Below are 14571 nucleotides of genomic sequence, written 5' to 3'. Positions count from 1 at the left end.
TATCACTCCATTCTCTATAAAGTGACAGGATAAAATTGCTCGCTTTCAGAAGAAGCTTTTGCCTGCATACACACAAGAGTACTGCAGATCCCGTCCTTCAATGAAGCTACAGATTCGGTTGTTCTTCCTTGCATCAAGTGTACAAAATTGCGCATAAGCACACGATCACCGCCACCATGATGTGAATTTTGATCATTAAGACAGACAGTGGTTACTTTGTCACTCATATGGTCAAATACTTTGATTTCGCTTGTAAGAAAATCAAATTCCACGGTGCCTTTGTAGCCGTACAGCCTTGCCCCACGCCGACCAGCGCCTTTCCGGGCAAAGAAGTTCTGCGAATACATGACGTGCATGCCACTTTCGTATTTTACTATCATGCTTCCAGAGTCTTCGTTTCCGGTGTCTACCGCAAAACTGCAATAATCGCTACGCGGAGTATCATTGCGCACATTAATGATATTGTAGGTGCTTTCCATGCAGGTTTCCCATCGTTCGCACTGACTGCAGCGCAAGCCGGCCGGCATATCGCCTTTGAAAATCTGCTTGGATTTCATGGCGCAAACTTTTATTGGTTGTTCTCCTAACAGGTAGTTGATGATATCAATATCATGGGTTGCCTTTTGCAGGAAAAGGCCATTAGAAACGGATTCATTACGGTACCAGTCATGGAAATATACAAAACCATAGGTTACGTCGTTGAACGCCTGTACATGCTCAACTTTTCCAATGATGTCGGTATCCAAAATGCGCTTTACCTCTTGCACAAGCGGTGAGACTCGCAGTGGAAAAGATACCACCGTGGGAGCCGTTGCAGTTGCTTCACACTCGGCTAGTATTCTTAGATCTTCCATAGAAGTAGCCACCGGCTTTTCCAAAAAGAGCGGGAGGTTGCGATTGAGCACTTTTTTAGCGAAATTAGCATGTGTGGTGCAGTTCGTTCCAACGATCACACCGTCCAATTGCTCTTTGTCCAGCATTTCGTCAGCATCAGTATAAAAGGTAATAGCGTCTGGATTCATCTCGCATTTACGCATAAGTCCGTCGATTTTATCAATTTCCATCTGATGCATCGTTTCTTTAGAGCCATCTTTCTTCATTAGAGCCCGCACACGTTCATGGTTGGTATCTGTTATAGCCTTAATGCGGACATCATATGGCAGTGCGAATAAATCATCCATCAGCATGTCGATCCGCACGCCATATCCAATAATACCAATATTTAACATTAGAAATTCCTCCTATTATATTGTTAGTTCAATTTGAATCTCTTGTCCGGCTGAAAGTGGGATAGTCCTCATTTTATTAAAGTAATTGTGCGTCACATGGTTTGTGTTTGTACGTTCATCTGCAAGCATTGTAACCGTTGTGTCGTATGTTGTAGGATTATATATTTTCAGCACAACAGATTCCGCATTCCACTGTGTAATAGAGCATTCTACATGGTCAAACACTTGTAAGAGGCGACTGGTAAAATCTACATATATCCCTGGTACTTCCACGAAGGTAAGCAACATGGAAACTTCAGGCCAATTGGAACCATAGAGAAACTCTCCGACGGTTTCTTTACCCTCCCAGTCGCTTGTTTGTACACGCTCATTCATATAACCCGCAGGTAAATATTTTCCTTCGAGCGTATATTCCGGATTTTCAGCCAGAGATACAAACTGCGGCAAACTGTGTGAAATGGCATGAAGGTAATACAGATAGTCTACTTTACCCGTAAAGCGATATAGTTTGAGCAAACTGTTGCCCGAAAGCGTGCAGATACCCGGTGCAGAGTGCTTATTCTGTGCATTTGCGAATACTGTGCCGGCGCTATGAACACCACGTGTAGCTGCGGTACTAGCCACAGGGAAATGAAAGTCAAAGCTCATCACCCATGTCATGGCAATTTCACAGGTTTCTTCTGCATAAGTCAACCAAATGCTATCCTTAGTCGTTTCAAACAGCTGCACATAGCTCTCCAGCATGGCGAAAGCCGCCTCGCTATCCGGTGCTTGGCAAATTTCACCAGGGCAACCGTTCAGCATACCTTTTTTGACATAATGGTTGTAATAATACTCACCGAGCCGCTCGGCAGTAGTGCGGTATTCCTCACACTGAAAATAGTCGCTTGCCAGTGACAGTGCGCCCACAGCCATACAGGCTCCAGCTGAGTTGCCTACCACGATTTCTTCTGTATCAATATCAATAAACTGTCCAATCTGTCCGTATGTTTGGAACAGCCGTACAAATGCATCACAAAGGGCCTTTGTGGGCTGGTCAAACTCTATTGTGGAATGGTGGTTGTCCGAAAGCCAGTATAGTTGTTTGAGCACGAAATAAAGCAAATCGGCATTTTTTCGAACCAACAAAATCGTGTCAGCGTTACTTTCGCCACCATCGCCATAGTATTTTCCGTTTCCATACATGCCGAACACCCATCCGTTGGGATGTTGTAACTGCGAAAAAATAAAGCGGAGCGTTGACAGGGAACGTAGCTGTGGTTCGGATGAATCTTCCAGCAAAAACGGATAGCTATTGATTCCTCCTCCAATCCACCCTGCTTGCCAACACTGTTGGGGTTTGCTCCAATCCGTTCCCACAGAGTAATATCCTTCCTCTGTAAAGTTTTCCTTTTGGTATTTCTCTTTGACGCTGATATACCCTTTATAGAACGGCACATTATAAAAGACGTTTGGGTTTTCCAAAGTAGTTTTTGCTCTATTTACCAGCTTGAAAAAGTCTTGCAGAGATATTTGCTGCCAATGAAAGACACAAACAGTCAGCGTGAGTGATTCACCTTGTTTGAACATGGCGCCAGTATCATGCGAATGTGCGGAAGCATCAGGACGAAAGCCGTGCCCATCGTTTTGATCGCCAAAAAAGTATTGTGTATTTTCTCGTACACCCGGGACAGAAATCTCAAAAGAAGCGTGCCCCTCCGTTTGATTTTCGGTAACGGTAAACCCTGTATAATAACTCCCGGATTGGTGCTCACCCAATAGAATAGAACCGGATTGGCTGTTAAAATCATAAAATCCGCATAAAGGCGATGTCATATCCCCAGAAAGTAAAGAGATGATTGATTGCCTCTTCTCCATATCTAGATGTGGAATACTTGTAATGACTTCGGTATCTGTAAATCGGCTGTTCCGGGAAGGTTCATAATATGGCGGGTATGGAAGAGGTACACTTTTAAAGCGATTGCCATTATAAACCGCTCCGGGCATCAATACATAGTTGTCTTTTAGCCAATGCTCCGCTTCCATAGCAAATGTAAAATTCATTGGATAACTTGTATCTTCCTGAAAAGACAATGTAATAGACAACCGTTGTCCATGTGGAAGTGGTTGCGTTTCTACTAATGCATGGTAAGGATAGTGTGAAAAATTAACTTGATAGTTTTCCAGATTTATATTGATTTTTTCATAGTTTAATACTTCACTATCTGTAAATGATTTACACATAAGAGAATAGCGCATGACGGATTCCTTTCTATAGTAGGCTGGTTAAACAGAAACCCGGTGTACGATAAACGATCATACACCGGATTTCACAAAGAGATGTGAGATTACTTTTTTGATTTTTTCCAAGCGTCATATTGAGCTTGTTTTTCTTTTATAATGTCGTCCACGCCTGCAGTTTTCAAGCGTTTGAGGAACTCTGGTAATACTTTATCAGGATCTACCGATCCGGAACTAAGTGCCGGAATCATCTCGGTAGCAACCGCAGAGCAGTTGGCGACTTGAGTCTTCACCTTAGACGGATCAAATACGAAGCCTGTCACTGGTGAGGTTTCTGCTGTTTTGTCTGTTTCATAGACAAATTTTTGGGTTTCCTTTGCAGTTTCCCCTCCTTTGTTCTTGTCATATGCAGCACGGTTAAATGTAGGGCTGAAAGATTGACCGATCTGCCATTCGTTAAAGTTGAAATTATATTTTCCTTCAATCGGAGTATACGTACCATTTTCGTCGTATTTGTAATCAACACCCTCTTCACCGAGCGTAATCAACTTATACAGGTTATCATTCGTGTTAAGCAGTTCTACTAATTGCACAGCTTTTTTAATGTTTTTAGAGTCTGAATTAACGGCAATAGCTGCGGTAGAGCCAGCAGCTGCAGGAATAATCGTCCGAGTGGTCGATACGCTTAAAGCAGTAGTTTTCCCATCCGTTGGAGTCATAGACATAGCAAGATTTTGGCCAGGAACATCAACGCTATCAGGCCAGGCATAGGTCATCTCAGCGACAAATTTAGCTGCTTTACGGTCAGGAGTCGTATCTTTTACGGTTGCGCCATCTTTGCGCACATAGCCTTTGTTATACCAGTCGCGCATAATTTTAGTGAACTTTGCGAAATCTTCTGTCTCATACTGGTTGATGACTTTGTCTGGATTATCCAGGTTAATCCAGCCAGGGATGCTCATATCGCCAACCGCTTCCATATTCCAGTAGAGCGGGTCATTTGCAAACAAGCTGTAAGTAGAGCTAGTTTCAAATCCGATCATTTCAGGATGCTTCTTGAGGGCATCGCCGAGGAAAGGACCGATCATTTCAAGGGCCTCGGTGGTTGGCTTGCCTTTTACAGCTTGCCAGTCAAAGCCTGTTTCTTCTACAAGATCTTTACGGAACCTAAATCCAATTCGCTTGGCAGTGCCCCATTGCTGATAATTGACCATGGCATAGATTTTGTTATCAACTTTCACGCCATCCCATAGACCCTGAGGGATACGAGAGTATGTTTCAGGTGCATATTTAGGAAGTAGATCAGTCAGGTCAGCATAAGCTCCTTTGGCAGCGTTCTCAAAGAAGTTAATACCTCCCCAGCTTGCGGTGAAAGCTAGATCCCATTTGTCACCAGAATTGATCATCAAATTCATTTTGTCAGCGTAAGTACTGCTGTCTACCATTATCAGATTCAATTTTGCTCCAATTTTTTTAGAAATAATTTGGTTAGCTTTCTTCATGATTCGATCAGAATCATTGACCGGACTGTTCATCATATAGAAGGTAAGCTCAGGTAACTTACCATCACCTGATGAAGATTCGCCGGTAGAGCTTGATTCTTTTGGCGTACAGCCGGCTAGAAAAATAGATAGTAGCATTGTTACGGACAACAGAAGTGAAGCAATTTTCTTCAAAGTGGTTCCCCCTTAAAATATTTGTATTGTCAAAACATCTATAGTAAAAAGTTAATGAATCCTTGATTTTAGAAGGTTAATAGACAAATTACATGTTACCACCTAAAATCTAAGGATTATTAAGGTTACAAGACCACCCACATCCTAGAATAAGAAGTGATAAGTTGTTCCCTTAATCATTAACGTATTACTCGAATTGATTACGTGCCAAAATCAAATAATTCGAAGTTTACAAACGCTTCGTGGTGTATTCCCTAAGAACAATCACTCTTTTACAGCACCTATTGTCAAACCTTTTTCAAAATACTTCTGCAATAAAGGATACAGCAATATAATCGGACCGATGGCGAGGACGCAAGTTGCCATGCGCGCACCTTCACTCGGCAGCATACCAATAGCGGCTTCCATCGACTGTGAAGCTTGTGCGTTCGACTGCAAATAGCCAATATTGTTCATTAAAGATTGAAGCAGATATTGCAAGGGGCGCAGATTTGGTGATTCGATGTACAATGAGGCTGTCATCCAGTCATTCCAGTATGCAATAGTTACAAACAATCCAATGGTCGCCAATGCTGGTTTGGAAAGCGGTAGGACAATCTGGAAAAAGGTCCGAATTTCACCCGACCCATCCATACGCGCCGACTCAATTAATGAATCCGGTATCGTACGGAAGAAGTTTTTCATAATTAGCACGTTAACCGTCGAAACGAGGTAGACGATAATCAGTACCCAGATGGTATCTTTTAAATGCAGAATTTGTGTTAGTAAAATATACTGCGGTACAAGACCGCCGTTAAATAAAACGGGAAGATACACAAAGAAAGTGAGAGCTCTCCGATGTTTTACTTCGGGTCGTGTCAGTGAATATGACAGCATGGCAGTAATCAGCAGATGTAAAAGGGTACCAACAACCGTTACAAAAATCGTAACTGCATAGGCATTTAGAATGGAGCCCGCTCCGCTGAATACATACTGATATGCTGCCGAACTGAACTCTTTGGGCCAAAAGCGGTATCCGTCAACCATCAACCATTTCTCATTCGTAAACGATATGGATACAACCAATATTAACGGAAGGATAAAGGCTAGACTCATGGTAATGAACAAAAGATGTAGCGTGATTTTTGAAAGATTCAGTTTCCTCAGAATCATTTATTTCCCCCCCAATAGAAACAGGTCTAAGTCTTCTTATAAAGATAGCATCCGTTTCCACAGATCGATTAAAATAGTGCGTTATCAGGATCTTTCTTTTTGATGATATAGTTAGAGATTAACACAAGGAAGAGACCAACTACCGCTTGGTATAAACCCATTGCCGATGCCATGCCGTAATCATTGATCTTTTTCAGCGAGCGAAATACAAGTGTGTCAATCACGTCTGTTGTCTGATAAAGAGCACCTGCATCATTAGTAAGCGTGTAGAATCCGTTCCAGTCGCCCAAGCCACCATTGAATAGTTTTCCTACCCATAGTAGTGATAAGACAATGATGGTTGGTTTCAAAAGAGGCAGTGTAATATATCTAATTTTTTGCCACTTAGAAGCACCGTCCAGTTCCGCAGCTTCATAGTAATCGGGGTTAATCCCGGCAATCGCGGCCACGTATAGAACAGAAAAGTAACCAACATTTTTCCATAGATAAGCAATGGGCAGGATGATGCGCCAGTAAGACGGTTCGCTGTACCAGTTAATAGCTTCTCCACCGTTTCCTGTAATCGCACCATTGACAATCCCACGGTCAACACTCAACAGACTGAATAGAATGTACTGGATGACAATCCACGAGAGAAAGGTTGGCAGCAAAATGGACCCTTTATAGGTAGCAGATAAAAATTTGTTTTTTACTTCATTTAATAGAATAGCGATTGTCAATGCGCAGATCGTAACGGCAACTGCTTCTAGTAGATTGTAGAAAAGCGTATTGAATGTAACCGTTCTCGCTACGTCAGATTTAAAGAAAAACTCGAAGTTTTTGAATAAAGGATCCATCCATGGACTTCCGAAAATACCATCGCGTGCCTTATAATCTTTGAAGGCAATGAGAACACCGACCATCGGGATATAAAATAAGATGGCGATAAAAATTATTCCAGGTGTCATCATGATATAGAAAGGCAACTGCCGGCGCACACTGCGCATGGTTCTATTGGATTTATACTGACGAGATGTATTTGTATTTGTATTTGTAATCGCCTTCAATTATTTGACTCCTTTCTGTGTGACGAGATGTATTTGTAATCGCCTTCAATTATTTGACTCCTTTCTGTGTAAATTTTTTATATCTGAGCTCATTCTACGAATCGAGTGATGATTACTCAACGATAAAAAGTATTATTATCCAAGTTTTTGAACACTAGTTTTCTCTAAAAACTAACAATATCTACAAAGTGTTGGAAATCATTGCGACGTAAATTGCTAAAGATTATAATAAAAAATAATATTCTGACTCTAATTGCTTTACGGGGATAGGGAAGATCCCCCTTTCTCCTCCATTTATTAACAGTTCGAAATGGAGGATCATACAAGTCGAACGATTAGGAGATCGCTATGAAACTCTCAATAAAAACAAAAAAATATAGAACGAGTTTTTTACGTAAAGCCTTTTTTTCCTTTTTTATTATGACGATCATCATTATAGTTTTACTAACAATCTTTTTAACGATTACGTATTTGCGTACGACGAATAGATTGATCAGCCACTATAACGAGAAATTGATTGCCCAGTCGAATTATAGCATTGCCTATCTTGATGAGACCGCAAAAAAATTAGGAAATGCTTTGTACAGCGACAAAGATATTATCAATTTTTTAAATATGAAGGAAACCGATGAGCACATATCTTTTTCAGCAAGTAAGGTCATTGACAAGCACTTTTTGACACTTAAAGATATCGACAGTGTATATCTTTACAATGCGGGATTGGACTTGTTTTACTCCTCACGGAGCGGTGAACGTCGATCAACATCCACATTTTCAGATCAGGCGATTGCCAAGCTGTTAACCGACAAAGATTTTGTAGCTGAGTATCGTGGTCGTCCCATTGTGGCATCGGTAGATAAAGCAACACAATCGGCAAAAGTATGCTCATATATATTATTTGAACCTGGCGCCACTGCAGCTGGTTTGAAAAATGCTGTTGTTGTCAACATTCGAACGAAAGCGCTTACGGAATCCATTCAAGCAATCAATGGTCAAGATCCTGTACAGGAGACGTCTTTTTTAGTGGTTGACACGAATGGTTCTATATTAAGTATGGCACTCTCACCGGAGTTTGTTCATAACATGAGTGAAGTGCGCTCATTAGCCCAAAAAGCACAGGAACTAGATGGCAGCAACAATCGGGTGCAAAAAATTGACGGGACCCGTTACCTTGTTTCGAGCAGCAAAAGTAATGCAAACAACTGGTATATCATTGGCGTTACACCCTTTAATAAAATTTTCAAAGATGTAATTACGGCATCGATCGTTGCTACAGGTATAGTAATAGCCGTATTCATTCTAAGTGCGGGAATTTGTCTGTATTTGGCACGCAGGCTGAACAGTCCTATTCAAGCAATGACGAAAATTATAAACGGGGAAGCTCCTGAAAGAAGCGATACACTTGTATCTGAAACGGAAGAATTTCAAGTTATTCTGTCTGTATTTGAATCCATGAAGGAGCAAAATATACAGCTCGATAAAATCATGAAAGAAACAGGCTATGCTGCCAAACAAGAATTTCTAAATGCTCTTTTAAGCGAAAGTACAACATATTCAATACAAACTGTACGTGGGAAATTGCATGATTTGCATTTGGATTATCTCGCCACAAATCAGCTGTGTATGTGCCTGTTTAAAATTGACAATTACAGTCAGTTTATAACTGAAAATAGCCAGAAGGAGCGATGGGCCTTGCGCTATGCGATAGTCAATATCGCGGGAGAAATTGCTGAAAATTACGGTAAATGTGAAGTGTTTAGCTGTGACTCTGATAAATTTGTGATGCTGATAGATTGTGACACAGTATCGCAATATAAGGTATTACAAGATAACGTAGAAAGTGTGTTACATGACATACAAAGGAATACAGAAAAGAATATACATATTTCCCTGTCTATGGCGTACAGCACGTTGTTTCAGGGTCTTGAACATTTGCCAACCATGTATAACAGTATGAAGGATTCGATTCTTTTAAAAATGCGCTATGGACATGGTTGTATTATCAGTCCCTACATGCTGGATGAAATCAATGCCGATGAATTTCACGTTTCAGTAAAAAAAGAGGACCAGCTGATCGAAAAAGTACTGGAGGGTCATGATGAAGAAGCCAGTGCGATCTATCAGTCTATCAGTAAACTACTTTATCAATATACGTACGATGAGATTTTGTTCTGCGTAGTCCATTTAATTTACAGAATCTATTTTGGTGTATTAAGTAAAGTACCCGCAATAAAGAACAATCAAGATTTCACTTTGCAGGTTTTTTTGCAAGATATACAACATGCAGAAGTGAGCGCAGATATTGATAGTTTGATGAATGAATTTCTACAAAAGATTAGCAAAAAGGTAACAGAAATAAAAAACACATCCAATAGCAACGACCTTTTAGTGCAGCGTATTATCGAAATCGTGGAAAAGGAATATTCCAACACGGAGCTATGTCTCAGCTCCATTGCTGACAAAATTAGATTATCTCCGAATTATGTCGGTCAGTTGTTCAAAATGTCACACGGTCAGTCGATTGCACAATACATATTTGACTTCCGTATTCAAAAACTGGATCAATACATGCGCACTAGCAAATTGCCTTTGTCGACGATTCTTGAAAAGGTTGGTCTTGAAAAAAACAATTACTTTTACACACGATTTAAAAAACATTTTGGTATGTCACTCAGTGAGTACAAGTTGCAACTTGGAAAAGAAAATGATGCCGATTTAGTGACAAAGGAATAGATGTATGAAACGGAATGGGAAGGCAGAGGAGTTGCTCGAAGATTTTGTAGGAATACATGGAATGAAAACGGATTGCTGCTTATACCGCATAAACATATCTAGTGAAAGAAGTGAAATCTATACAAGATCGTATAGATTTCACTTTTTATTTTCTCACAAGATAAGAAAGTATAAATTTCGACTTTGAGAATTGTCCAGCTCCAGCGCCCTAGCGGCTAGTGTCCTTCGCTCTCCGCCCTACGATAAGTCAACATCGAATCGCCTCCGGCTCTTCGTATTTCCTTTATCTCAGTTGGAGCGCTCCAGGCCATACGCCGCTGACCAGGGCGCTTGCGCTTTTCTTATGAAAGGGGGTTAGTATCCTTTTTTAGCCTTTACTTCTATGATCTGCAAGATATCACCTTCATATCCTTCGGCAGACCCGACACCTATAATGGTCCCTTTTTGGGCATATAAGGAAGGATCCAATTCTGCAAAAGTCAATGGCAACTCTCTCGTATCGTTTAGATAGTGAGCTCGAATGGACTTGGCTAATTCTGGTTGCAAACCGGACAAAGTAGTCACACTGCCAAGCTTATCTACTGATTTGATGCCATCAACGGTTACAGTGACACTAAATGTGCTTAGGGTTCCTTTGAGATCTGCAAGTTGTCCTTTTACAGTAAATGTACCTGGCTTTTTATACAATGATGGATTTACTGAGCTCCAGTTTACTTTAGCAGATTGTGAACGACCATCCTTAAAGGTAACGGTCACTTCTTTTGGTAGATTCGGAGCATGATCAATGGTAGTTGATAGAGTATCTTTTATACCTTTGATGGAACTAATCTCATACGCCTTATCAATATAGATGGTGTAGTCTTTATTTCCTGCTGTAGTGATCTCTGAAAGGGTTATCGTATTCTTTCCATTAATCAATTGATCTGGCGAAATCGATGCATGGTCACCATCAAATGGAATGGTTTCGCCATTAACCTGTAGTTTCATTTCTACACCATCAAGGACGATCGTCGGTTTCTTAATCGTAATTGGCTTCCTAGTATCGGTAATCACGCCATAATACGTATAATAATTAGGGTTGAAATTACCGTTTAATACGACATTATCTAATCCAAGGTGATTATCGTAATCTACGTATTTAGGATTAGAAATGATCTCGATATCATCCAAGTAAACATTGGCGTTAATCCCACCAAAGCCAACCCCACCTGATTTATATTGACCGTCATTAACAGATAATAATTTTTGTCCATCTAAAACAAATCCCACTTTACCATCAAACGTTTGAATCTGTAAATTATGCCATTCATTCGGATTAAACCCAGCCGGCACACCTACTTTACCTAGTGATGTATCTGACGTAGCAGTATGTTTTGATATTTCGAAATACGGCGTGTTGGCAGGAAAACCAGTCGTCCCATTTTTATTTCTTCGAAAAACGATTTGGTAAGATAATGGTGCTCTTCCTGGAGCCAACCCCACATTCGATGTCATGACATAAATCGTAAAGTTATCGTAGGCTCCACCAAGAACATTTGTATTACCCCATCCATCAAATTTCCATTTCATGTTGACTAGGTAATTATCCCAAGGAGCATTCAACTCATAAAAATCATTGCCATCTCTAATCTCATCCTTTAGCACTTGATTTCCGCCATCGGTGACAACACTTGTGATTGATGGCATACCCCCGATTTTTTCGAAATTAGGGACTTTTCCATCTTCAAAATCAAGTTTAAGCTGTAGCTTATTATCCCCTGATGCATCATAGGCTGGAGGAACAGGCATGGTTGTTGGAGGGATTGGCTTTGTCGCTGGATTCCCGCCAAAAACATAAAGCTCATCATAAAAGGCTTGCCCTCTACCTTGGTCAGAACCAAGCGAGATATAATCAAATCCGGAAGAAGGAACTTTTTTAACGAATTGATTATCAATATAGAGTTTTACCTCTGTACCTGATGTATAATCAAACTTCAGTTCATGCCACCCAAAAGTCCGTTCGATATCGGTAACTTCCTTTTGCTCACCAACCTGGACGATATACTTTCCAGCCGTATTATAATCCAAGCCCATGCCGATGATGTTTTTACCATCATCAACTCGTGCAATGGAGGTAACCCTAGCCGAATTCTGACGCCCTGAATCATATGAAGCAAGATTATAATTTTGGCGATCAAACATTTTGACTGTAACGACCTTGTTCAGGTTTTCAGGGAAATTCTTAAATATGCGAGTTTTATCAAGCAGTTCCAAACTAAGTTTTCCGTTTATTGGACCCTCAGACATAAATTCTGTTGAAATTTTCGCTTGATTGTTTTGAGTTGTCCAAACTGCATCATCCAGTCCATTTTCAAAGTTTTCTTTGAAATAGATATCTTCTGGTTCTGAAAGGAGTTCTCTATCTGTTAGGTATTCCTTAGGATAAGCGGATGTTACGCCAATTTTGTCATACTCCATCTTGGAGTCGTCAAAGTCCTTAATGTAATTGGTGTGTGTTCCATAATTTACATTGGTATTATCAAACTTAATTACATCCCCATATTGGGTAATGGTATTCACTTCGATGTTAAAGTTCATTGGATTAGTGGCTTTAACATTGCTTAATTCCATGCCAGAGGCACCCATATCTAAGTTGATATCATTAGGACCAAAATCGACCATGGTAGGATTTGGACCCGTGCTGTCAATAACCGCTTGGCTTAAATAATTCGGTTTATAATTCTTACCCTTATATAGATAACAGGCAAAGAAAGCTCCGTCGTCTCCACCATCTTGTTGGGCATCATGCAAATATACATACTCAAACTTATTATGGTGCGTGTACATATCTGTCATAATATTGAAATCTTTATCGCCATTCGGGAAAGCTACATTCGGATTACGGCTATAACCGGCAGTTAGGAAAATTCCTCTTCTTGGTGAATTATAGACTTCTACATGTGATACCGTATTATAGCTTGATTGCTGAATTGTGATACCTGAGGCCTGGCCGATGAGCTCGCCAATATCATGAACAATCGTGTTCGTAATCGTATTGTCTCTGCTATAGCCATCACCGTTTTTATCTCCAGCCACACCTGGGTAACCGCCATCGATGGTTATTCCTCCATGACCGGTGTTTTCAATCAGGTTATCCTTGAGCACAGCATTTTGGTTAGCCAAATAAAGATTGATTCCGAACATACCTGAATTTTTGATATGTGATTTTGAAATCGTGATGTTCTTCGTGTTTGTCAGCGTAATCACACCGTATTGGAACTCAATTCTTTCGGATTGCTCGGCATAGGATGGTTGTGTACTATTTTTAGCTTCAGGAGGATAGAAACCTAAACCAGCTCCTGCATCTCCCCAGTTCCAACCATATGCGTACCAATCCGTTGTATTGGTGTCCTTGAATTGCAGGCCGCTAAATTCAATATTCGAAGCCATGTGCGTGCGATCGGATCCTTTTACACGGACCACTTCTTTGACAGTAGGAATAATAAATTCATTATCTTTTATTTTTCCCTCAGGGTAATAATACAGATCGCCTGTTGTTTTATTAAAATAGTATTCACCAGGAACGTCCAAAAAGCCTAAATTTCCTTGAACGAAATACCTTGCATTCGTACCTGTTGCATATTTAGGTCTGTACATCTCTGGTTTGCCTGGAACGGTCTTGTAGACAAGCTTACTGGTTGCAGTATCAATCGCAGAAATCGGAATCGTATCCGTCATCCAATCCCAGTATCCACCATCCCACATATATACGGAAGCATCCAGGTCTCCGCGTTGTTGAGCGTTTACCATACCGTTTAGTGACTCTTGATCAAGATCACCATCTCTATAAATCAAGTCACCAATTCCGCCTGCTTTACTTTTCATGTATGGGGTTAAAGCCGATTGAAAATTTTTATATTTATTTAAGTTCTGAGTACGTGCTAATGTTGCCCGTCGATCGTTTACATAAAGGGTATCAAAAATCACATCTGTACCCACATGAGTTTTGTATACTTTTCCTTCTGCTGCAGCTGGTAAGTCAGCGTCAGCACCTGTTCTTCCCACTAATTTCCATGATGAATCGACAACCTTACCGCCGATTATCTCGGCACTGGATAATTCATCTAAATTTCGATAGATGATATTATAGCCATTCGTACCTGAGTCTCTTTCGTCAAATGTAATCGTTTCATCAAGATAATATTTACCTTCTGAAATAAATACGTAAATATCACCTGTCATATTCTTATTGATCTTTCGAACCGCATCTCTTGCAGCTTGTAGAGTGGCAAATGGCTTTTTATAGGAGCCATCATTTTTATCCTTTCCATCTGGTGAAACAAAGAATTGGGCTTGGATTTTATTTTGAGAATTACCTTCCCCTTGTGCTGCTTGAGCAGTCTGTAAAGAACCAAACAGTGGGACCCAAACGATACATAACGCAATCATGATCGTAAAGAATTTCTTCTTATTCATCATCATACCTTTCCTTTCTATTAACTTTTAACGTTTTCATTTGTTTTTCGGTATTTATGT

General features: G+C 40.4%; 7 protein-coding genes. 1 reads left to right on the top strand and 6 read right to left on the bottom strand.

Going from position 1 to position 14571, the window contains the following annotated elements:
* Positions 1-14: 14 nt before the first annotated feature.
* The 5 genes from AC59HZ_RS13485 to AC59HZ_RS13465 all read right to left on the bottom strand — a co-directional run bounded on the left by AC59HZ_RS13485 (position 15) and on the right by AC59HZ_RS13465 (position 7323).
* A complete protein-coding gene (locus AC59HZ_RS13485; RefSeq protein ID WP_496546327.1) occupies positions 15-1229 on the bottom strand; it encodes a Gfo/Idh/MocA family protein in 1215 nt (404 codons plus the stop codon).
* Between the two features lie 15 nt (positions 1230-1244).
* Positions 1245-3452, bottom strand: coding sequence for a hypothetical protein (locus tag AC59HZ_RS13480; protein WP_496546326.1), 2208 nt, complete (start codon positions 3450-3452; stop codon positions 1245-1247).
* Between the two features lie 104 nt (positions 3453-3556).
* Positions 3557-5125, bottom strand: a complete 1569-nt coding sequence (locus AC59HZ_RS13475; protein WP_496546325.1) for an ABC transporter substrate-binding protein — start codon at positions 5123-5125, stop codon at positions 3557-3559.
* A 264-nt stretch (positions 5126-5389) separates the two neighbouring features.
* On the bottom strand, positions 5390-6277 hold the full coding sequence (locus AC59HZ_RS13470) for a carbohydrate ABC transporter permease (RefSeq protein ID WP_496546324.1): 888 nt from the start codon (positions 6275-6277) through the stop codon (positions 5390-5392).
* Between the two features lie 68 nt (positions 6278-6345).
* Positions 6346-7323 carry an ABC transporter permease gene (locus AC59HZ_RS13465; protein WP_496546323.1) on the bottom strand — a complete coding sequence of 326 codons (978 nt, stop codon included), beginning with the start codon at positions 7321-7323 and terminating at the stop codon, positions 6346-6348.
* Positions 7324-7743: 420 nt separating this feature from the next.
* Here AC59HZ_RS13465 and AC59HZ_RS13460 point away from each other — a divergent pair, with 420 nt between their 5' ends.
* Positions 7744-10056, top strand: a complete 2313-nt coding sequence (locus AC59HZ_RS13460; RefSeq protein WP_496546322.1) for an AraC family transcriptional regulator — start codon at positions 7744-7746, stop codon at positions 10054-10056.
* 354 nt (positions 10057-10410) lie between these two features.
* Here AC59HZ_RS13460 and AC59HZ_RS13455 read toward each other — a convergent pair whose 3' ends face one another.
* Positions 10411-14517 carry an Ig-like domain-containing protein gene (locus AC59HZ_RS13455; RefSeq protein ID WP_496546321.1) on the bottom strand — a complete coding sequence of 1369 codons (4107 nt, stop codon included), beginning with the start codon at positions 14515-14517 and terminating at the stop codon, positions 10411-10413.
* Between the last annotated feature and the right edge of the window lie 54 nt (positions 14518-14571).

The organism is Neobacillus sp. DZ-9, assembly GCF_059587065.1.
Note: the sequence above shows the minus strand (reverse complement) of the source record. Positions and strands in the feature narration are given on the sequence as shown.